19 protein-coding genes are annotated in these 19,885 nt (G+C 70.9%); 12 read left to right on the forward strand and 7 right to left on the reverse strand.

What is annotated here, in order from left to right; all coding sequences use genetic code 11:
- Positions 1-79: 79 nt before the first annotated feature.
- The 7 genes from aroB to ABEA10_RS00255 all read left to right on the forward strand — a co-directional run bounded on the left by aroB (position 80) and on the right by ABEA10_RS00255 (position 7,669).
- Positions 80-1,252, forward strand: coding sequence for a 3-dehydroquinate synthase (gene aroB / locus ABEA10_RS00225; protein ID WP_345455613.1), 1,173 nt, complete (start codon positions 80-82; stop codon positions 1,250-1,252).
- On the forward strand, positions 1,249-3,243 hold the full coding sequence (locus tag ABEA10_RS00230) for a TIM barrel protein (protein WP_345455616.1): 1,995 nt from the start codon (positions 1,249-1,251) through the stop codon (positions 3,241-3,243). The genes aroB and ABEA10_RS00230 overlap by 4 nt, the downstream gene beginning before the upstream one ends.
- 21 nt (positions 3,244-3,264) lie before the next feature.
- The gene (locus ABEA10_RS00235) at positions 3,265-4,368 is read left to right on the forward strand and encodes a sugar phosphate nucleotidyltransferase (RefSeq protein WP_345455619.1); all 1,104 of its coding nucleotides are present in this window, start codon (positions 3,265-3,267) and stop codon (positions 4,366-4,368) included.
- Positions 4,369-4,393: 25 nt separating this feature from the next.
- A complete protein-coding gene (locus tag ABEA10_RS00240; protein WP_345455622.1) occupies positions 4,394-5,908 on the forward strand; it encodes a GMC family oxidoreductase in 1,515 nt (504 codons plus the stop codon).
- The gene (locus ABEA10_RS00245) at positions 5,905-6,762 is read left to right on the forward strand and encodes a TIGR03619 family F420-dependent LLM class oxidoreductase (RefSeq protein WP_345455625.1); all 858 of its coding nucleotides are present in this window, start codon (positions 5,905-5,907) and stop codon (positions 6,760-6,762) included. The genes ABEA10_RS00240 and ABEA10_RS00245 overlap by 4 nt, the downstream gene beginning before the upstream one ends.
- Positions 6,763-6,863: 101 nt before the next feature.
- Positions 6,864-7,100, forward strand: coding sequence for a hypothetical protein (locus tag ABEA10_RS00250; protein WP_345455627.1), 237 nt, complete (start codon positions 6,864-6,866; stop codon positions 7,098-7,100).
- Between the two features lie 209 nt (positions 7,101-7,309).
- Positions 7,310-7,669, forward strand: a complete 360-nt coding sequence (locus ABEA10_RS00255) for an STAS domain-containing protein (protein WP_345455629.1) — start codon at positions 7,310-7,312, stop codon at positions 7,667-7,669.
- Between the two features lie 76 nt (positions 7,670-7,745).
- On the opposite strand, the gene ABEA10_RS00260 is transcribed toward ABEA10_RS00255, so the two are convergent.
- On the reverse strand, positions 7,746-7,901 hold the full coding sequence (locus ABEA10_RS00260) for a hypothetical protein (protein ID WP_345455631.1): 156 nt from the start codon (positions 7,899-7,901) through the stop codon (positions 7,746-7,748).
- A gap of 114 nt (positions 7,902-8,015) precedes the next feature.
- Between ABEA10_RS00260 and ABEA10_RS00265 the strand changes: the two genes are divergently transcribed.
- Complete coding sequence (locus tag ABEA10_RS00265) at positions 8,016-8,933, forward strand: LLM class flavin-dependent oxidoreductase (protein ID WP_345455634.1); 918 nt, start codon at positions 8,016-8,018, stop codon at positions 8,931-8,933.
- Positions 8,934-8,959: 26 nt separating this feature from the next.
- On the opposite strand, the gene ABEA10_RS00270 is transcribed toward ABEA10_RS00265, so the two are convergent.
- On the reverse strand, positions 8,960-10,132 hold the full coding sequence (locus ABEA10_RS00270) for an IS701 family transposase (protein WP_345455637.1): 1,173 nt from the start codon (positions 10,130-10,132) through the stop codon (positions 8,960-8,962).
- 270 nt (positions 10,133-10,402) lie between these two features.
- On the reverse strand, positions 10,403-10,915 hold the full coding sequence (locus ABEA10_RS00275; protein WP_345455639.1) for a hypothetical protein: 513 nt from the start codon (positions 10,913-10,915) through the stop codon (positions 10,403-10,405).
- A 1,218-nt stretch (positions 10,916-12,133) separates the two neighbouring features.
- On the opposite strand from ABEA10_RS00275, the gene ABEA10_RS00280 reads away from it, so the two are divergent.
- Both ABEA10_RS00280 and ABEA10_RS00285 read left to right on the forward strand, forming a co-directional pair.
- Positions 12,134-12,355 carry a hypothetical protein gene (locus tag ABEA10_RS00280; RefSeq protein WP_345455642.1) on the forward strand — a complete coding sequence of 74 codons (222 nt, stop codon included), beginning with the start codon at positions 12,134-12,136 and terminating at the stop codon, positions 12,353-12,355.
- A 260-nt stretch (positions 12,356-12,615) separates the two neighbouring features.
- On the forward strand, positions 12,616-13,404 hold the full coding sequence (locus ABEA10_RS00285; protein WP_345455644.1) for an integrase core domain-containing protein: 789 nt from the start codon (positions 12,616-12,618) through the stop codon (positions 13,402-13,404).
- 418 nt (positions 13,405-13,822) lie between these two features.
- Here ABEA10_RS00285 and ABEA10_RS00290 read toward each other — a convergent pair whose 3' ends face one another.
- Positions 13,823-14,386, reverse strand: a complete 564-nt coding sequence (locus ABEA10_RS00290; RefSeq protein ID WP_345455646.1) for a MarR family winged helix-turn-helix transcriptional regulator — start codon at positions 14,384-14,386, stop codon at positions 13,823-13,825.
- Between the two features lie 298 nt (positions 14,387-14,684).
- Between ABEA10_RS00290 and ABEA10_RS00295 the strand changes: the two genes are divergently transcribed.
- Positions 14,685-15,350, forward strand: a complete 666-nt coding sequence (locus ABEA10_RS00295; RefSeq protein WP_345455648.1) for a TetR/AcrR family transcriptional regulator — start codon at positions 14,685-14,687, stop codon at positions 15,348-15,350.
- Between the two features lie 42 nt (positions 15,351-15,392).
- Here the strand turns inward: ABEA10_RS00295 and ABEA10_RS00300 are convergent, their stop codons facing one another.
- From ABEA10_RS00300 to ABEA10_RS00310, 3 genes are read right to left on the reverse strand one after another with little or no spacing between them, the layout of a single operon-like run.
- On the reverse strand, positions 15,393-16,583 hold the full coding sequence (locus ABEA10_RS00300; protein ID WP_345455650.1) for an acyl-CoA dehydrogenase family protein: 1,191 nt from the start codon (positions 16,581-16,583) through the stop codon (positions 15,393-15,395).
- A 28-nt stretch (positions 16,584-16,611) separates the two neighbouring features.
- Positions 16,612-17,841 carry a CoA transferase gene (locus tag ABEA10_RS00305; protein WP_345455652.1) on the reverse strand — a complete coding sequence of 410 codons (1,230 nt, stop codon included), beginning with the start codon at positions 17,839-17,841 and terminating at the stop codon, positions 16,612-16,614.
- 43 nt (positions 17,842-17,884) lie between these two features.
- Positions 17,885-18,568, reverse strand: coding sequence for a GntR family transcriptional regulator (locus ABEA10_RS00310; protein WP_345455654.1), 684 nt, complete (start codon positions 18,566-18,568; stop codon positions 17,885-17,887).
- 95 nt (positions 18,569-18,663) lie between these two features.
- Here ABEA10_RS00310 and ABEA10_RS00315 point away from each other — a divergent pair, with 95 nt between their 5' ends.
- On the forward strand, positions 18,664-19,833 hold the full coding sequence (locus ABEA10_RS00315; protein WP_345455656.1) for a mandelate racemase/muconate lactonizing enzyme family protein: 1,170 nt from the start codon (positions 18,664-18,666) through the stop codon (positions 19,831-19,833).
- The last annotated feature ends 52 nt before the right edge of the window (positions 19,834-19,885 follow it).

A 19,885-nucleotide genomic window follows, 5' to 3' on the forward strand; every position in this document is an offset into this window, starting at 1 on the left:
ATTGGGTCGAGAAGGTTACTCTCGCACCGGTGCGGCACGCCCTGACCCGATTGGTGGATCTTGGTAAAAAAGGAGTCCGATGGCGGAGAACAGCTATATCGTTCGTGACCGGATCCCCCTGTCCGCGATCTCGTCGGCCATCGAGGTCAGCCTCGAACGACGGGACACCTACCGCATCCATGTGGTGCCCGAAGCGTCGGCCGCGACCGACGTCCTGATCGACGAACTCGACGGCCGCCGCGCCGCGGTGATCACCGAGCGCACCGTCGCCTCACTACCCGCCTATCGGATCACCGAGACCCTCGACCAGCGTGGACTCCTGCTGGGCAGCATGGTCGTCGACGCCGGCGAGCGCAGCAAGAGCCTGGACACCGCCTACCGCCTCATCGACTGGCTGGCCCAGCTCGGCCTCGCGCGCCGGGACGTGGTGGTGGCCCTCGGCGGCGGAATGATCATGGACACCGTCGGCTGGGTCGCGAGTGCCTTCATGCGCGGCGTGCCGTACGTCAACGTCCCCACGACCCTTCTCGCCCAGGTCGACGCCGGCATCGGCGGAAAGGTGGCCGTCGACCACAATGCCGCCAAGAACCTCGTCGGTGCCTTCTACCAGCCACGTGCCGTCATTTCCTGCCTGGAGTTCCTGGAGACGCTCGATCCGCGGCAGGCCCGCGCGGGACTTGCCGAAGCGCTGAAAAAGGCGATAATCGCCTCACCGGAACTCTTCGAATACATCGAGCGGCACGCCGGCGAACTGGTGCGCTGCCATTCTTCGGCGGTCGGGCCGCTCGTCCGGGCCGCCAGTGCGATCAAGACCGAACTCGTCGGCCGCGACCCGTACGAGGTGGACCTGCGCCGCCCGCTGAACTTCGGGCACACCGTCGGCCACGCGGTAGAGACGATCACCGGTTACGGGCCCGTCCTGCACGGCGAGGCGGTCGCGTACGGGATGGTCGTGGCGCTGGACATCTCCCGCGCCCGCGGCCTGCTCGACGCCGCGCTCGCCGAGCGGATCGTCGACCTGATCCGGCGCCTCGGCCTTCCGGTGCGCCTCGAACAGCTCCGCTCCGTGCCGCCCATCGAGGACGTGCTCGGCGCGCTGGACAAGATCCGCGAGATCCGGGACGGCAGCCTGCGCTTCGTCCTCCCGGTCGAGCTGGGCACCACGCTCATCGCCGAAGACGTCACCGACGACGAGGTGCGGCAGGCCCTGCTGCGCACCGCCGCCGACCACGTCCCGGCGGGCCGCCCATGACCGAACGAAGCGAAGAAACTCTGTGGGCGGTCGACGCGGGCGGCAGTACGACCACGGCGATCCTGCCCGGGAGCGGGGAGGCCAGGACGTACGGGCCGGTCAACCCGGCCTCGGTCGGGGCCGGGCCGGCGGCGCGGACCCTGCGCGACCTGTTCGGCGACGTCGCCGCGGCGCTGGACGGGAGGCACGGGACGGGGTGGATCGCCACCGCCGCGGTCGACCTGACCGGTGCCGAGGACGAGCCGCTCCGCCTGCGCGACCTCGCCCGCGCGGCCGGGGTGCGCGGGCGGCTGCTGGTCTCCAACGACTGCGTGCCGTGGCTGGTCGCGCCGCCGCTCTCCGGCCGCGGCGTCGTGCTGGTGTGCGGCACCGGTTCGGGATTCGCCGCCGCCGACGGCGCGGACGCGCTGTGCCGGGTCGGCGGGTGCGAGTACCTGGGCAGCGACGAGGGCAGCGCCTTCGCCCTCGGCCTGGACGGGCTGCGCGCCGCCGTCCGCGCCGCCGACGGGCGCGGACCCGCGACCGCGATCGCCGCCCGGCTGACCGGCCTCTCCGGAGGCCGGTCAGCCGGGGAGCTCGCCCGCGCGCTGGCCGCCGAGGCGTTCCCCAAGGCCGCGGTCGCCGCCCTGGCGCCCGCGGTCTGCGAGGCATGGCTCGACGGTGACGCCGTGGCCGCCACGCTGGTGTCCGCGGCGGTCGGCGAGCTCATCGTGGGCGTCCGCGCCGCCCGCGACCGCGCCGGGCTCACCGGCGCGTGGTCGGTGGCCGCCGGAGGCGGCGTCCTGCGCGGCTGCCCTCCCCTGCTGGCCGAGCTCGACCGGCGGCTGCACGCCGAGCTGGGCGCCGCCGAGGTCGTGCCGGTGGACCGGCCGGTGGAGACCGTGCGCGCGGCGTTGCGGAGCCTCGCCCGCGACGGGGAGGCGGTGACGCCCGCGGGCGCGGTGGGACGCGCCGTGCGACTGCTCGATCTCGATCCGCCGGAGCGCCGTACGCGACCCGTGCGCCGGCGGAGCACCGATGACCGGCCGGTGAGGGTCGGCCTGTGCCTCGCGGCCTGGGGCGGGTCGCGGCTGGACGCCGCGCTGGAGCACGCCGCGCGCTGCGACGTGGACGCGGTCGACCTGCCCACCGACAGCACGACGGGCCTGGTCGACCTGGCGCGCTGGGCGCGGGAGAGGGAATACCGGGCCGGGCTGCGCGCGGTGGTCGCCGGCGCGGCAGTGGAGTGCGTGAGCAACAGCCGCGACAGCCAGCTGCTGCTGGGACCGCACGGGCCGCACACCGACCCGGTCGTCGCGGGCCCGGCCTCCGTCAAACGGGAGCACGCGCTGCGGTCGGCGCTGGACACCGTACGGCTCGCCGCCGACCTCGGCGCCCCTCACGTCCGGCTGATGTACGGGGTGCCGGACGTGGCACGCTGGCTGTCGTGGTGGCACAGCACGGTGAGCTGGGCCGACAACATCGCCGCCTGGTGTGAGGAGGCGCGGCCGATCCTGCGGCTGGCCGCCGAGCACGGCGTGACGCTGCTCGTCGAGCCGCACCCCAAGCAGGTGGTCTACGACCGGGCCAGCGCCCGGCAGCTCCTCGACGCCGCGGCCGGGACCGAGCCGTCGGCCTCGGTACGGCTGTGCGTGGACCCGGCCAACCTGGCCGCCACCGGGCACGACCCGGTCGACGCGGTCCGCGGCTGGGGCGACGGCCTCGGCGCCGCGCACGCGAAGGACCTGCAGCGCTGGAACCGCCCCGAGCCGCCGCCCGGCGCCGGATGGTCGCGGTACGGGCCCGGGCCGCCGATCCGGTTCCGCGCCCTGGGCGCCGGCGAGATGCCGTGGCCCGCGATCGTGTCGGCGCTGCTCGACGAGGACTTCCGCGGCGTCCTCTACGTCGAGCACGAGGACGCCCTGCTGCCGCGCGAACAGAGCGCGGCGGGCTCCGTACGGCTGCTGCGCGACCTGCTGCCCCAGGGCGCGCCGCAGGGCCGCACCTGGTGACCACGGCGGAAGGGATCGATGATGCGTGACGTCCGTGCCGCACTGCTCGCCGGCGGCCTCGGCGAGCGGATGGGCCGGCTGACCGACGACATGTGCAAACCCCTCGTGCCCTACGCGGCGTCCTGCCGCCTGGTCGACTTCAGCGTGGCGAACGCCGCGCGGTCCGGGATCCCGGAGGTGGTGCTCCTGTCGATGCACCGCGAGCGCGACCTCGTCCAGCACCTCGCCACGCACTGGGACGGGGCGGGCGTCCGGATCCACTTCGGCCCGCACGACGCGCTGGTGCGTTCGGGCGGCCCGCCGCCCGGCGTGCCGCTGCCGCCCCGTCCGCCCGAGTCCGGCACCGCCGACGCGTTCCTCACCAACGCCGAGTACGTGTTCGCGCCGGGCGTCCGCGACGTGCTGGTGCAGCACGCCGACCACGTCTACACCTTCGACTACGGGCCGATGGTGGCCGCGCACCGCGACGCGGGCGCGGACGTGACGATCGGCGTGCAACGGATCGAACGCCGGTTCGTGCGGCTGTTCGGCATGGTCGAGGTGGACGCGGACCTGCGGGTGCGGCGGCTGGTGGAAAAGCCCGCCGAGCCGACGTCGGACCTGGTCTTCACCGCCTTCTGTCTGTTCCGCGCCGATGTGCTGGAGAAGGTGCTCGGCGCTCTGGCGGCGCTCGGCGAGGACGGCTGGCGGCACGACATCAGCCGTGACGTGCTGCCCGCGATGATCGCCGACGGCCGCCACGTGCTCGCGTACCCGGTCTCCGGCTACTGGGCCGACATCGGCACCGTGGAGCGCTACCACCTGGAGCAGATGCGACTGCTGGACCGGCCGAGTCCGCTGCCGCCGGCCGATCTGCCCCGGACGCTGGCCGGCGATCCCCCGCGGTTCGACGCGGACACGCGCTGCCTGCTCGGCGACGGCGTCGCGGTGCCGAGCGAGGCCGACGTACGGTCCAGCGTGCTGTTCCCCGGCTGCGTGGTCGAGCCCGGCGCGCGGATCGAGCGGTCCGTCGTGCTGCCCGGCGCCCGCGTCCGGACCGGCGCACGGCTCGCCGAGACGATCGCTGCGGCCGGTGAGGAGGTGACCGGACCGCGTAGCGGCCTGACCGGGCTGGAACCCGCCTGACGCCGACCCCCTGGGAGGACTTCCTGTGCGGCGGACGCATTTCAACGTACTCATCGTCGGCGGCGGGGCCGCCGGCTGCGTGCTCGCGAACCGGCTCAGCGAGGACGAGCGGACCGGCGTCGGGCTGGTCGAGGCCGGGCCCGACTACGGGATGTTCGACGTCGAGCGCTGGCCGGCCGAACTCCTGGACGCGCGCTCGGCGGCCCGCGGGCACGACTGGAACCCGGGGCCTTCCTGCTGCGCCCGGGCCCGGGTGATCGGCGGTTCCTCGGCGCACAACGGATGCTGGGCCATGCTGGGCGCGCCCGCCGACTACGACGCCTGGGCGGCGTACTCCGGCGGCTCGTGGGACCACGCGGCGCTGCGACCGTACCTGCGGCGGGCGATGAGCCGGCTGCGCGTGCGGCCCGTGGCACCGGCCGACCGCACCGCCTGGCACGAGGCGGTGATCGAGGCGGCGCGCGCCCTCGGCCTGCCGTACCTGGAGGACGTCAACGCCGAACACGAGCGCGAGGGCGTGGGCTGGGTGCCGCTGAACGCCGTGGGCGGCACCCGCTGGCACACCGCGTTCGCCTACCTGGACCCGGCGCGCGACCGCCCGAACCTCCAGGTCGTCGCCCGGTCCCTCGCCGTACGGCTGGAGTTCGCGGGCGACCGGGCGACCGGGCTGGTCGTGGCGGGCGAGGACGGCGAGCGGCTGCTGACCGCCGACACGGTGATCCTGTGCTGCGGGACGTACGGCAACCCGCCACTGCTGATGCGCAGCGGGGTCGGCCCCGAGGCGGTGCTGCGCCGGCTCGGCGCGCCGGTCCTGCACCCACGCGAGGGCGTCGGGGAGAACCTCGTCGACCACAGCTCGCTCGGCCTGGTACTGGACCCCCTGGAGAGCCTGCACGCCGCGATCCCCGACGCGGCCGAGTCCTACTTCGCCCAGACGGTGATCAAGGCGTGCTCCAGCGTAGCCCGCGACGCGTTCTGGGACATCCACATCGTGCCGTCGGCCGCGCCGGCCGAGGACGCGCAGGGCTACTACAACGGGCCGCTGACGGCCGGGTTCTACGTGAACGTGATGGCCCCGGACGCGCGCGGCTCCGTACGGGCCGGGTCGCTGGACCCGGAGGAGGCGCCGGTGATCGAGCACGGCTTCTTCACCGACGCCGGGGGCCACGACCGGCAGGTGGTACTCGACGGCATCGACCTGGCGCACGAGCTGGCGCGCAGCGCGTCCCTGGCCGGTCTCGCCGGGCTGACGCCGTGGCCGGCCGAGCGCCGGGAGAAGGCGTCGGTGCTCGCGGACGCGAACGGCTACTGGCATCCGGTCGGGACCTGCGCGATGGGCCCGGAGGACGACCCGCTGGCCGTCGCGGACGAGCGCGGGCGGGTGCACGGCCTGGAGAACGTCCACGTCGGCGACGCGTCGCTGATGCCCGTCATCCCCCGGGCGAACACCCATCTGACGACCGTGGCCGTCGCCGACCGGCTCGGTGACCTGCTGGCCCCCTCCGTGAGCGGCGCGCGCGGAAGGAGCGAGGTTCGATGAAGGTCGGTCTGCTGTCCCCCAGCATGCCGCCGTTCGACTCCCCGGAGGCGGCACGCCTGATCGCGACCCTGGCCGAGCGGTACGGCGCGCACTCGCTGTGGGTTCCGGAGCACGTCGTGCTGCCCGAGTCCTACGACACGCCCTACCCCTACTCCGGCGACGGGCGCATGCCCGTACCCGCCGAGTGGCCCTACCCCGACCCGCTCGCCTGGCTGGGCTACGTCGCCGGGCTGACCTCCACGGTCCGGCTGGTCACCGGGATGCTGATCCTGCCGCAGCGCAACCCGGTGGTGCTCGCGAAGGAGACCGCGACCATCGACTTCCTGTCGGGCGGACGACTGTCGCTCGGCGTGGGCCTCGGCTGGTTCCGCGAGGAGTTCGAGGCCGTGGGCGTCGACTTCGACGACCGGGCCGCCCGGTTCGAGGAGTACGTCGGGGTGCTCCGCGCGCTGTGGAACGACGAGGACTTCGACGGTCGTCACCACCGGCTGAAGGGCGTGCGCTGCCGCCCCCGGCCGGCGCGGCCCGGCGGCATCCCGCTGATCATGGGCGGCCACAGTGTCGCGGCGGCACGCCGCGCGGGACGGCTGGCCGACGGGTTCTTCCCGGCCGTCGCCGACCCGGCACCGCTGTTCGCCGAGTGCCGACGGGCCGCGGAGGCGGCGGGCCGCGACCCGGACGGCGTCGAGCTGATCGCCGAGGCCTCCCCGGCGACCGCCGAGCGCGCGGCGGAGCTGCGCGCGATGGGCGTCTCGGTCGTCCTGGTCTACCCGCCGCAGGTGCCGGCGGACGAGCTGACCGACGCCTTCGCCGATTTCGCCGACCGGATTCTGGCCCCCCTCGCCACGCTCTGACGTGACGTCCGCGGAAGGTCCGTAGGCGTCACATCCCGGTCACCCGGCGGCCATCGGCGCGTCTTCGGGCCGTCGACCGCCGCGCGGAGAATCACCGCTGAATGCGGCGGATACTCTCGATCGCGCTGGCGGTGGCCCTGGAGTCCTACCTCGACCTGCCGCGCTGGTACGGGGCGCGGCACGGCGGCGACGCCGCGAAGGAGCTGACGACCCAGCTGTCCCTGATCGCCGCCTCGGTGTCGCGGACGGCCGGAGAGATCTACGCGTCCGAGGAACGACGAATGCGCGACCACACGCGTTACCTGCGCGACCGGGACACCGAGCCGCCGCCCGTCTAACAGGGTTCGTGCAACCGTCAGCACGCCTGTCAGCGTCGTTTCCTCGTCCGCCGCCGCCGATCGATGCCGTGCGGGCGCGACGACTTGACGGAGCGTGTCAGGCGTTAGAGCCTTGGGGCAGCACCGCCCGCGCGAGCGGCACCCGGGCGGGCGGCTTGAGCAGTGCGGCTCTTCGTCCCCGACCCTGAGGCGGCTCGTCGATGCCCTCCATGACCCTTTCTCCGCTCTCGGTCACGACGGTGGCCGGGGTGACGGTGGGAACGTTCCCGGCCGAAGCCGACGCCTCCAACGCGTCCGCGATCCGCGACCAGTTGCTGCACCTGATCGGCGCCGGCACCGGCCCCCTGGTGCTCGACCTGACGGCCACCGAGTTCTGCGACTGCGCCTGCGTCGGCGCCATCCTGCGCGCCGAGCGGGAGGCGGACGCCCGGCGTATCCGGATCTGCCTGGCCCTGCCGCCCGCCGGCCCGGTCCGCCGGATCGCCGCCATGACCGGCCTCGACCGGCATCTGCCGGTGACGACCAGTGTCGCCGGTGCCGGGCGGACGCTCGGGGCCGTTCCCGGGTGAACTCCCGCCGTACCGGCGACCGTGTTCCTGGCGGAGACCGGCGGCGAAAGGGCCGATCCCGACTTCGCGGCAGGCCCTAACGGCACGTGGTGAACTCGGTGCTGCAGGGATCGCCCCGGTGGCGCGGGCGTACGCAGATCCACTCCTCGCCGATGCGGCGGACGAGGTGGTCTTCGCGCTCCACCAGCAGGAGGAGGACGTCGGCCAGGACGGCCTGATCGGTGGCGACCATGGGTCGATTCTCCCAGCCGGTACTGACAGTTTCCTGGGTGAAACCGCCGGTCAGCCGCCCATCGCGGCTTCTGTCCCCCGGCACGCGGGAGGTGCCGTGGATACGATGCGGCTCATGAGATTCGCCATCGCGATCCCGCAGTTCTTCTCCGACGGCGCGTTCGATCCGGTCGCGTTCCGCACCTATCTCACGCGCGCCGAGGAGCTCGGCTTCGAGAGCGCGTGGGCGCAGGAACATCTGGTGGGACGCTATCCGGTGCTCCGGCCGATCGAGACGATGACCTACGCGGCCGCCTGCACCGAGCGGCTGCGGCTCGGCTGCGCCGTGTTCGTGTCCACGCTGCACAACCCGGTGCACCTGGCGCAGAGCCTGAGCACGCTCGACCAGCTGAGCCGGGGACGGGTCGAGGTCGGCGTCGGCACCGGCGGCAAGCGGCGGCCGTTCGCCGCCTTCGAGGTCGATCCCGACCGCTACGTCGCGCGCTTCCACGAAGGGCTCGAGGTGATGCGGGCGCTGTGGAGCGAGCCGAGGGTCACCTTCGCCGGAGAGTTCTGGCGGCTCGAGGACGCGGCGCTGGAGCCGAGGCCGTTCCAAAAGCCGTTCCCGCCCGTCTGGTACGGCGGCTCCGGCCGGAACCTCCTCCGCCGCGCCGTCCGGCACGGCCACGGGTTCTTCGGCGCCGGCTCCTCCCCCACGGCCGCGTTCGCCGACCAGGTCCGGGCCGTACGCGAGGCGCTCGCCGAGGGGGGACGGCCGCAGGAGGACTTCGCCATCGCCAAGCGGGTCTACATCGCCGTCGACGACGACGCCGGCCGGGCACGAGCCCGGATCAACACCGAACTGGAGCGACTGTACGGCCGCCGTTCGGCGGACATCGAGAGCGCCGCCGCCGCGGGCACCCCGGACGACTGCGTCCGCGAGCTGCGCCGGGTCGCCGACGCCGGCGCGGAGCTCATTTTGTTCACCCCGATGTTCGACCAGGCCGAGCAGATGGAACGCCTGGCCGAGACGGTCATCCCCCGGCTCTCCTAGTACGGCAGTCCGAGATCGTGATCTTGTCATTGGCGTTTGAGGCGTGCTCGGTAGTGGAACCAGCGGGCGCGGGCTTGGTGTCGGTGTCGCCAGATGTGCCAGTGCATGTGGTGGCTGATGCTGTGCCGGCTGCGAGTGAACAGGTTGATCAGGCGTTTCACCTCGGCGACGGTGAGCGGGATCAGCTGGTGGAGCGGTATCGGCGGTGGTCGGCGTGAGCGGGTGAGGGTCCGCGGCGTGACCCGGTGGCCTTCGGGCGCGAAGCACAGGTAGAACGCCACCTCACGGATTCCCTTGGCATTGGGGACCAGGCTGCGGCGGATCAGCAGGTGACGGTGCGGGTCGGCGGTGGCGATCCACGCCCAGGCGTAGCGGCGTTCGCCCTTGGAGCCGGCCCCGCATGATTCGATGACCCAATCGGCGGCGATCAGCATCTTCAGCGCGTCATCGGCCCTGGCCGTGCCGGCTCGGGTGAAAGCGACCCGGGTCGATTCAAAGATGGCCAGGACGTAACCGGTGCCGGTCGATTCCAGCCAGGCGCGCAGGTTCGGGTCGCCTCCATACACTTCGTCTCCGGTCACCCAGGGCGGGAGGCGGTCTTCGGTATGCAGGTCGGCCAGGATTTGGCGGCCCAGCTGCGGCTTGGTCGCAAACGCCAGTTCCTCGGGCACCCGGGCGCGGGCGCGGCGGTCAGCGTCGGTGGCCCATTCGCGGGGCAGGTACGGGCGGGCACCCACCAGCGCATGCCCCGTCTTGACGGCGAAGTTGCAGTACACGACGTTAATGGCGTTGGAGACCCGGCCCGCGCACCCGACGTATTGGCGTTTGACGCCGACCGTGGCGTTGCCCTTCTTCTCCTGCCCGGACTCATCCAAGATCGCGACCGCGTCACCGTCGTCCAGGTGGTCGCACACGAAGCCCCGGATAGCGGCCATCGCGGCCATGGTGTCCCACTTCGCAGCCTCCAGCAGATGCTGCATCCTGCCGGGCGTGGCGTCACCGGCATGTTCCGTGATCGTCCAGCAGTTCTTACGCGGCAGATCGCTCATCAAGGCGCGCACGTACTTCTTCGCTGAAGCCCGGGGCTCCCATCTGCAGTAACACCCGGCCATACGGGCCATCAGATCATCGAGATGGCCACCGGCCGCCACAGCCTCTACCCTGGCGGCAGCAGCCGCCCCAAGATCGTTGATCGTCACACATCAAGATCACCGCACGGCTGTCCTGCGTTGCATGGACCGCCGATGGAAGGCGAAGTCGACGCTGCGGTCGTTTTCACCCGGACTGGGGCCACCTCGAAGGCGGGCACTGAGAGCCGGTCGGCGTCTTCCCGTTGGAGTCGATCTGGGTGTTGCCGCCCGCGCCTGGCTTGGTGGTGTCCGAGCCGTATAGCGGACCGCAGTCTTGGTAATCGGCCGGGTTGTCTATCTTGACGGTGTACTGCGTCCGGCTACCAAGCCCTCCAAGACCTAGCCGAAGTAGTACTCGCCCCGTGCGTAGGTGGTCGTGTTGTAGTAGGTGCATTCGTTGCTGGTGGGGCAGGTGCGGGTGGCTGTGCCTGCACTGATCACCGTCTGGTGGGAGGCCAGCGCCAGGGCCGCCATCTCGTGGGGCAGGGGCCCGATGTAGGTGAAGGTCATGTTGCTTACGGTCTCAGTGAGTTTCTTGTTGTTCTTGTCGTACCAGAAGATCGTCCACTTCGGGACGTTGATGCTGACGTCGGTCGGCGTACCGGTGGCGGTGCCGGGCCTGGGCTGTACCACCCCGATGACCAGGGAGGGGATGTTGGGTGAGGCGCAGCCATGGAACACGGTGGAATTCACGTCGGCGGCACCGGAGGTGAAGTTGACGTTGATCTCGTTGTTTGCGTCCTCGCAGACAACTGTCGGCGCGGGCTCCTCGGCATGGGCCGGGGCGGTCGCTACCGAGGCGAGCAGTGCAAGGACGCCGATGGGGACCACGGCGGCAAGGCGGCGCTGCATGGTTCTCCTTCACGGAATGGGGATGGTAGTGGATATCCCTTTCTATTGTCATTACCTTCACCGGTGATTGCAATGCAGAAGCTGTCTGCGAAGTCGGTCATTTCGCATCATGTCTGGATAGTGTTCTAGTAAGGATGGCGGGTGCGTCTTATTGACGCTACGAAGATAAAGCATCCGACCCGGCCAAAAAACGCCGTCGTCCAATTCCGGATACGGAACCGGCCGAATTCGGGAACAGCATGAATCAAACGGTCGCGAGAGCGGTTGCCAACGGCGGCCAGTCGGATCCCCGTTCCGGAGGCACTGGTCCGGTCTGCATGCATAGGGTCCGCGACATGTCCCGTAGCGTCCAACCGAAGGAACTCCCGTCTGGCCTGTGGAATCGGATCATCACCAAGGCCGGAGTGCACCGGCGCTACCGTAGCCGGATCACGTTTTCCGCCGGCGTGCTCATGTTCGGGCTCGGTTGGATACTCGGCCCAGGCGCCGGTTGGGTACTACTACGCCACATCGACGAAGTGCACGACTCAACCGGTAAGGACTTGGCGGGCTGTCCTGGACGCTGCAGGCGGCCCGCCAGCCCTCCCACTCCAACTGGGGCGCCCACCCAGACCAGCGGCGGCGAAGGGCTTTCTTTTGATGGACGGGAAGCCCAAGACCGTCGGCGTGTTCATCACCGTCGCGCCCGCCACCGCGATCGCTGTCAGCGAGACCACCGGCAACTCCGAGCTCGCCTTCAAGGCCGCCGTTCTGGTCCGCTATGGGCATCCTCGTTGTCGTGGCGTCACCGTTCGCCACCTGTGCCGATACTGCCGGAGATCAGGCGGACGTGGGACGAGAGAAGGGGGTCCGCGAGGTGGCGTTCTACCTGTGTTTCGTGCCCGAAGGACGCCCCGTCACGGTGCGGACCCTCATCGGCGTCGCCGGGCGCACGTGGCCGGTGTAAGAGGACTTCCAGACCGCGAAAGACGCGTTCGGGCTAGACCATTCCCAGGTCAGGACCTACCCGGCGCTGCTACGCCATCTCGTTCTCACCATGGCCGCCCTGGCCGTGGTCGCCATCACCGCCGCCCACGCCCGCAGGACCACCACCGCCGGCACGACACCCACCAGCCCCCTGGTTCGCATCTCAGTTCGTGATACAGATCCGGCCTGGAATTAGACAACATCGGACGGGCTCTTCGAGCAGCTCAGCGAGCTGGTCAGGAGAGTGTGATCATGTCCGATCCGATACGTGGACTCGACAAGGCGGGCCGGCGGTCCAAGCGGTTCTTGTCGCCGTCGGAGAAGTACGAGATCTGGCTGCAGCCGATCCGCCGGGAGGCCACGATGGCCGAGGCGACCGCGCAGTGGCAGGTCGACCGGCCCACCATCATGCGGATCCGTACCGTGGCCAAGGAAGGCGCTTTGGCGGCACTGGCGAGTCGCGCCCGGGTGTGAAAGCCCGCGAGCGCGACTACGAGTTGGAGGCGGCCCGGCCGAGAACGCCCGGCTGGCCGAGGCGGTCAAGCAGATGACCCTCAAGCTGACCCTCGTGGAGGGAAAAGACGGCTGGGGCTGAGTGGCCGGGTCCCGGCCCGGGTCGATGCGGCCACCAAGGAAGGGCAGCTGGACCTGATCGAGCAGGCCTGGGCCAGGGCTGTACGGTCGAGCGGGCCTGCGCTGTGCTGGAGCTGAACCGGGTGCGAGCCGACCGGTGGATGAGACGCCGCCGGGCCTGCGCGCTGGCCGACGGCAAGCCGGGCGGGCATCCGGTGCACGGGCTGCTGGAGGAGGAGGTCACCCAGATCCTGGCCCTGTTCGAAGAATGGGGCGATACCGATCGGTCCCACCGCAAGCTCGCGCACCGCGGTTCGTATCTGGGCCGGGTGTGGGTGTCACCGTCTTCGGTCCGCCGGGTCCTGAACGCCCACGGGTTGCGGCTGCGCCGCCCCAAGCGGCCCGCCCGGTCCCAGCGGCGGCCGTTCCCCGAGTGGGCCGAATGGAAGCCCAACCGCATCTGGATCTTCGACACGACGCACTTCGGCAGGTGCGGGATGGCCGTGGTCGCGATCACGGACCTGGTCTCCCGCAAGTGGATCTGCGAGGTCGTCTCGGTGGAGGAGACCTCCACCCAGGTCAAGCTCGCCTTCACCCGTGGGCCCATGTGCGCGATCGCTCAGCACTTCGGCCGTCCGGGCATCCCGACCGACCAGGCGTGGATCGAGACGCTGTTCGGGCACGTCAAGGCCGAATACCCTCATCTGCTGAGGATCCGAGATCCCGGACTCTTGCGCGCCGAGTTCGCCGCCGTGCGCGCGCACTACAACGGCGTCATGTTGCATGAGGGCATCGGCTACGTCTGCCCCGACGACGAACACCAGGGCTACGGCGAACAGATCCGCAAGGCCCGACAAGCCGGACTCGCAAACGCCCGGCAACGCCGGCTCGCCTGCCACCGGGCGAACCGGGACAACCCATCGATGCAGGAGCACGGCGACGTTGGCTAATAGATCGCTGATCTGTATCGCGAACTCAGAAACGGCTCACCCCACCACCACCTGCGCTGGCACCTGTGGCGACGACGCCATCAAGCCCGCGCCCGCCGGTTCCACCACCGAACCCGTCTGGCCCGCCGATGACCAGATCACAATCTCGGACTGCCGTACTAGGGGGCCGCGACCGTCCCTGGACGCTCGACCGGTCCCGAGGCCATCCCCTTTGGCCCGGGACCGGTCGATTCGTGCCGCCGCGTCCGGTGCGGTATCTCACCGGGCGGCGTCGGGCGGGCGGGCCGTACCCCATTGTCGGGCCCACCCTCATTGGTCTGTGTCGTCCAGCGCGATATCCGTTTCAAGGAGGACGGGCGCCGGATTCTTCGGATCTGTTGACCGCGCAACGATCGGAGACGACCGGCGGCGCCGGCTCTCAGGCTCGTCGCCGCGCTTCCCCGCCCCGCGCGGGCGCCGCGGTCACCCACCGCAGCCGCTCGATCGGCATCCCCTCGTCGCCGCAGCCGTCCCGGATGTGCTCGACGGCCCGCGGAAGCACGACGTCGCGCACGGCACGGCCCCGCTCGGTGAGCACGAGGTGCGTGACGCGCCGGTCCCAGGAGTCCTCGACGCGCGACACCAGGCCGCGTGTCACCAGGCGGTCGACCAGGCGGGTCAGCCCGCTGGGCGAGATCTCGACGGCCCGGGCCAGCCGCGCCGCCGCGTCTTCCCGCGTCCGCCGCGCCGGAGGGACCGTCGGGATCACCGACAGAACGTGCATCTCGGTGAGGTTGAGCCGGTGCTCGGCGCGGAGCCAGCCGTCGAGCCGGCGCAGCCGCGAGTGGATGAGCTGCAGAGCACCGATGAGGTCACCGGGGTCGCCGTCCGGCTCGGCCTCCACTTCGGGGGCGGCGAGCCGCCGAGAATCCGCGCGCCGGCTCGATCCCGCCTGCCGGGCCTGGAACATCTCCCGTGCGCGCTGCACCGCGTACTCGGTCACGGAACCTCCTTCGTCGGCCCCGCGACCACGGTGCTGTGTTTTCCGGTTTCCTCGTTCTGTTCGCTCATGGCCTCCCCCGAGTGTCCTGAGTCAGGCAACTTCCCGCTGATCGCCACATATTCCCAGGTCAGTCGATATATCTCACTCTGCGGACACGAATCGATCACCGACTGTCACCGGCGTCACAGGCATGCACGGCGGTTGACAGCGTGCGCACGAGACGGGGCAGGGGACCCGGCGCGCCCGGACGCCGCACCCCTGGCACTTCCAGGGCCGATGGCGCACTAGGGTGAAACCCGTGTCGGAGTCGTTGCCGCGTCGGCTGCCCCGGGGGCGGCACGCGCTCTCACGTGACGAACTGGAGCGCGTCCAGCGTGCACGGCTGTGCGCGGCCATGGCCGAGGTGATGGCCGAGAAGGGCTACGTGGCCACCTCGGTCGCCGACGTGCTCGCCCGGTCAGGGGTGTCGCGGCAGACCTTCTACCAGGTGTTCGACTCCAAGCTCGACTGCTTCATGACCGCCTTCGACTTCGCGTCCGACATACTGACGCGGCGGCTGATGGAGACGGTCGGCGCCGACGAGCACGGCGTCCTCGCGCCCGAGGCGGCGAGCGATCCGCTGGAGCGGTTCGAGCGGGTGTTCACCGCCTACCTCGACGCGCTCGCCACCGAGCTGCCCTACACCCGGCTGTTCCTGATCGAGGTGTACGCGGCCGGGCCCGCCGCCATCCGGCGGCGGAGCCGGCAGCAGGCCGCGACCGCCACGCTCCTCGCCAACCTGATGGGCGTCACCGCCGAGTCGGGCCGGTTCACGTGTCAGATGATCGTCACGGCGACCAGCACCATGGTGACCAACGCGGTCGCCGACAACGACCTCACGGCCCTGCGCGCCGTCGGCCCTCCCGTGATCGACCACGTCCGCGCCCTCTGGAAGGCCGGCGCGTTCGGGCACGAGGGCGGGTGAGCCGATCGCGTCGCCGGCCGATCCGCCCGGCGACGCCGGCGTTCAGGTCCCGTACTCGCGGAGCAGGCCGCGGCTGATGATCGTCTTCTGGATCTCGCTGGTGCCCTCGCCGATCAGCAGGAACGGCGCCTCGCGCATCAGCCGCTCGATCTCGTACTCCTTCGAGTAGCCGTAGCCGCCGTGGATCCGGAAGGCGTCCTGCGTGACCTCCATGCAGTACTCGGAGGCGAGCAGCTTCGCCATTCCGGCCTCGACGTCGTTGCGCTTCCCGGAATCCTTCAGCCGTGCCGCGTTCACCATCATCAGGTGAGCGGCCTCCACCTTGGTGGCCATCTCCGCGAGCTTGAAGGCGATCGCCTGATGGCCGGCGATGGCGCGCCCGAACGCACGGCGCTCCTGGGCGTACGCCACGGCCAGTTCGAACGCCCGGACGGCGATGCCGCAGGCGCGCGCCGCGACGTTCACCCGGCCGACCTCGATGCCGTCCATCATCTGGCGGAAGCCGGCGCCGGGCTCGGCACCGAGGACCGCGTCCGCCCCGACGCGGAGGCCGGAGAAGACGGCCTCCGTGGTGTCGACGCCCTTGTAGCCCATCTTCTCGATCTTGCCCGGGATGGTGAGGCCGGGCCGGACCTCGCCGAAGCCCTCCGGCTTCTCGATCAGGAAGGCGGTCAGGTTGTCGTGCGACCGCGGCGCGCCCTCGTCCGTACGGGCCAGCAGGGCGATGAGGTTCGCGCTGCCTCCGTTGATCAGCCACATCTTCGTACCGTCGATGACGTACTCGTCACCGTCCCGCCGGGCATGCGTCCTGATCGCCGCGACGTCGGAGCCGAGGTCCGGTTCGGACATCGAGAACGCCCCGCGAACGGCCCCTTCCGCCATCTTCGGCAGGTAGTGCCGCTTCTGCTCGTCCGTGCCGTACCGCCCGAGCATGTAGGCGACGATGAAGTGGGTGTTGATCACGCCGGAGACGCTCATCCAGCCCCGCGCGATCTCCTCGACGACGAGCGCGTACGTCAGCAGCGACTCGCCGAGCCCGCCGTACTCCTCCGGGATCATCAGGCCGAACAGCCCGAGCCGCCGCATCCCGTCGACGATGTCCTGGGGGTACGTGTCGGAGCGCTCCAGTTCCCGGACGTTGGGGATGATCTCCTTGGCGACGAAGTCGCGTACGGTGTGCAGGATCTCCTGCTGGAGATCGGTGAGCCCGGCGGTCTGGGCGAGTCGTGCCATCGCGTTCTCCTACCTCGCTCCGCGGCGATCAACGGTCGGGGGACGCTCCGCGGATCACGCCCGCCCGCGACAGGCGGGAGAGGTCCGCCTGCGTGAGACCGAGCACATCGGAGAGCACCTCGTGGGTGTGCGCGCCCAGGCGTGGCGCGGCGACCGGGGGAACCGGGCCGGTGCCGGACCAGCGCAGCGGGCTGCCGGCCGAGGCGACCGCTCCGGCCCCCGGCTGCTCCACGTCCGCGATCAGAGGGTTCTCCCGCTCCCGTTCGAGGACTTCGGTGAAGGTCCGGTACGGGCCCCACAGTACGCGTGCGGCACCGAGCTCGCGGCCGGCCTCTTCGGCCGTCCGGTCCTCGAACCAGGGGCGCAGGATGGGCTCGATCATCTTGCGCCAGCGGTATCGGTCGGCGTCCTGGGAGAAGTCGGCCCGCAGCGCCTCCTCCATCGCCGCGAACACCTTCTCGGTGCCGGTGACCCGGCACAGGGAACGCCACTGCGACGCGGTCAGCGCCACGACCATGACACGTCTCCGGTCGCGGGTCGGGAAGTCGACCCCGAAGGAGCCGTAGAGGTGGTTGCCCTGCTTGGCACGGTCACGGCCGGTCGTCTGGGCCTCGGCCAGCCAGCCCAGGTTGGCGACGCTCGCCAGCGCCACGTCGGCGAGCGCGAGCTCGATGAGGCCGCCGCGTCCGGTCCGCTGCCGCCGGTGCAGGGCCGCCAGCAGCCCGGTGGTCGCCGTCATGCCGGTCAGCAGGTCCCAGGCCGGCAGGACGTGGTTGACCGGTGCCGCGGTCGTCTCCGGACCGGTCACGCCGGGTACCCCGGTCGCGGCGTTGACCGTGTAGTCGACCGCCGGCCGCCCGTCCGCGTGGCCCTGGATGCGCAGCTGGATCAGGTCGGGACGCCTCTTCGCGAGCGTCTCGTGGGACAGCCACGCGCGCCCGGTGTTCTCCAGGAGGATCCCGGCCTGCGGGCCGGGCGCGGTGATCAACGCGGTGACCAGCTCCCGGCCCTCGGGCGCGGACAGGTCGACGGTCACCGAGCGCTTGCCCTTGTTGAGGCCGTTCCAGTACAGGCTCCCGCCCGCCGGGGCGACCGGCCAGCGCCGGTGGTCGGGCCCGCCGCCGATCGGATCGACGCGGATGACGTCCGCGCCCAGCTGCGCCAGCGCCATGCCGCCGGACGGACCCGCGACGAAGGTCGCGCACTCGACCACGCGCAGCCCCGCGAGCGGCCGGTCCTGGTCCCTGTGCGTACTCACCCGAACGCCCTCCTCCGAGCGGCCGTCGCGCCGACCACGGCGGTCAGGCCCTCGCGCTCTCCCGGGGTTCCTCCAGCGCCTGGATCGCCGCCGCCGTCAGGCTCAGACGGATGTGATCCCGCATCAGCGCGGCGACGCCATCCGCGTCGCCGTCACTGATCATCTCCACCATCGTGTGGTGTTCCCGGTGATCGCGCATCCGGGGCTCCTCGCCCGGCGGGAGCTGCAGGCCCATCCGCCGGTAGCGGTCGGACTTGTCCCAGATCCCGTCGAGGAGCTCGATCAGCCGCTCGTTGTGCGACGCGACGTACACGGCGCGGTGGAACTCCCGGTGTGCGACCAGGGCCTCTTCTCCCCATTCGCGCGTCACCGGCAGGAGGCGGCCGACGGCGCCGCGCATCGCCTCGAGATCCGCCCGCGTGCGGCGCTTCGCCGCGAGCTCCGCACCTGTGGGATCGAGCGACAGCCGGATCTCCAGCAGCTCACGGGCCTCCTTGGCGTGCAGCGGCGCCACCCGCGCGTCGCGGTGCACGTCCAGCTCGACCAGGCCCTCGCCCTTGAGCCGGCGGAGCGCCTCGCGCAGCGGGGTGATGCTCATGTGCAGCGACTCGGCCAGGTCGTACTGCGCGAGCACCGAGCCCGGCGGTAGCTCACCGGAGAGGATCCGCTCGCGGATCTCGGCGTACGCGGCGTCGCTCTTGCTCAGGAAGACGTTGGCCCCGCCCATCCCCACCAGCCTTCGAATCGCACCCCGGTCTTGCCATCGAGCCACACAGCAGCCTAGCATCCCGCCATATCTTATAAGTTGTGAGGAGTTAGGGCTTGAAGATCGTTTCCATCCACGAGGGCGTCGTTCCGATCAGCTCGTCGATCCGCAACGCCTGGATCGACTTCAGCGCCATGGACTGTTCCATCGTGGCCGTGGTCAGCGACGTGATCCGCGACGGAAGGCCGGTGGTGGGTTACGGCTTCAACTCCAACGGACGGTACAGCGCGGGTGAGATCCTCCGGCGCCGCGTCATTCCCCGGCTGCTGGCGGCCCCGCCCTCGTCCCTGCTCACCGATGACGGCACCAACATCGACCCGGCCAAGGCCTGGGACGTGATGATGCGCAACGAGAAGCCGGGCGGGCACGGGGAGCGCTCGGTCGCGGTGGGCGTCGTCGACATGGCGCTCTTCGACCTGGCCGCCAAGATCGCGGAGCAGCCGCTGTACCGGTTCCTGTCCGACCGCTACGGCGACGGCGACCCCGACACGTCGGTCTTCGTCTACGGCGCCGGCGGCTACTACGCCCCCGGCAAGACCCTGCGGGACCTGCAGGAGGAGATGAAACGCTTCGTCGACGCGGGCTACGACGTGGTGAAGATGAAGATCGGGGGCGCGCCGCTCAAGGAGGACCTCGAACGCATCGAGGCCGCCCTCTCCGTCCTGGGCGGCGACGGTTCGCGTCTGGCCGTCGACGTCAACGGCCGCTTCGACCTGCGGACCGCCCTGGAGTACGGCGAGGCGATCGAACCGTACGGCCTGTTCTGGTACGAGGAGCCCGGCGACCCGCTGGACTTCGGCCTGCACGCCACGCTGTCCGAGCACTACGCGGGCCCGATGGCCACCGGCGAGAACCTGTTCTCACTGCCGGACGCCCGCAACCTCATCCGGTACGCCGGCATGCGCCCCGACCGCGACACCGTCCAGATCGACCCCGCGCTCAGCTACGGGCTGGTCGAGTACCTGCGCATCCAGGACATGCTGAAGCGGCACGGATGGTCCTCGCGCCGCTGCGTCCCGCACGGCGGACACCAGTTCTCGCTGCACATCGCCGCCGCGCTCAAGCTCGGGGGCAACGAATCCTACCCAGGCGAGTTCTACCCGACGGGCGGCTTCGCCGACGGCGCCGTCGTCGAGAACAGCCGGGTCGGCCTCACCGAAATCCCGGGAATCGGCTTCGAGGCCAAGGCCGCGTTCTACCGCGTCCTTCGCGACCTGCACGACTGACAGTGATGATGTAGATGAGCGCCTCCCGGCCGGGTCTGACCCAACGACTGAC

The organism is Actinoallomurus oryzae (assembly GCF_039541955.1).
In the GTDB taxonomy this organism is placed as follows: Bacteria; Actinomycetota; Actinomycetes; order Streptosporangiales; family Streptosporangiaceae; genus Actinoallomurus; species Actinoallomurus oryzae.

What these genes read in the sequence shown, in the direction of transcription:
- aroB (WP_345455613.1), top strand. Translation starts at nt 80, where the DNA reads ATGGCGGAGAACAGCTATATCGTTCGTGACCGGATCCCCCTGTCCGCG.
- ABEA10_RS00230 (WP_345455616.1), top strand. Translation starts at nt 1,249, where the DNA reads ATGACCGAACGAAGCGAAGAAACTCTGTGGGCGGTCGACGCGGGCGGC.
- ABEA10_RS00235 (WP_345455619.1), top strand. Translation starts at nt 3,265, where the DNA reads ATGCGTGACGTCCGTGCCGCACTGCTCGCCGGCGGCCTCGGCGAGCGG.
- ABEA10_RS00245 (WP_345455625.1), top strand. Translation starts at nt 5,905, where the DNA reads ATGAAGGTCGGTCTGCTGTCCCCCAGCATGCCGCCGTTCGACTCCCCG.
- ABEA10_RS00250 (WP_345455627.1), top strand. Translation starts at nt 6,864, where the DNA reads ATGCGGCGGATACTCTCGATCGCGCTGGCGGTGGCCCTGGAGTCCTAC.
- ABEA10_RS00255 (WP_345455629.1), top strand. Translation starts at nt 7,310, where the DNA reads ATGACCCTTTCTCCGCTCTCGGTCACGACGGTGGCCGGGGTGACGGTG.
- ABEA10_RS00260 (WP_345455631.1), bottom strand. Translation starts at nt 7,901, where the DNA reads ATGGTCGCCACCGATCAGGCCGTCCTGGCCGACGTCCTCCTCCTGCTG.
- ABEA10_RS00265 (WP_345455634.1), top strand. Translation starts at nt 8,016, where the DNA reads ATGAGATTCGCCATCGCGATCCCGCAGTTCTTCTCCGACGGCGCGTTC.
- ABEA10_RS00275 (WP_345455639.1), bottom strand. Translation starts at nt 10,915, where the DNA reads ATGCAGCGCCGCCTTGCCGCCGTGGTCCCCATCGGCGTCCTTGCACTG.
- ABEA10_RS00280 (WP_345455642.1), top strand. Translation starts at nt 12,134, where the DNA reads ATGTCCGATCCGATACGTGGACTCGACAAGGCGGGCCGGCGGTCCAAG.
- ABEA10_RS00285 (WP_345455644.1), top strand. Translation starts at nt 12,616, where the DNA reads ATGAGACGCCGCCGGGCCTGCGCGCTGGCCGACGGCAAGCCGGGCGGG.
- ABEA10_RS00300 (WP_345455650.1), bottom strand. Translation starts at nt 16,583, where the DNA reads ATGGCACGACTCGCCCAGACCGCCGGGCTCACCGATCTCCAGCAGGAG.
- ABEA10_RS00310 (WP_345455654.1), bottom strand. Translation starts at nt 18,568, where the DNA reads ATGGGCGGGGCCAACGTCTTCCTGAGCAAGAGCGACGCCGCGTACGCC.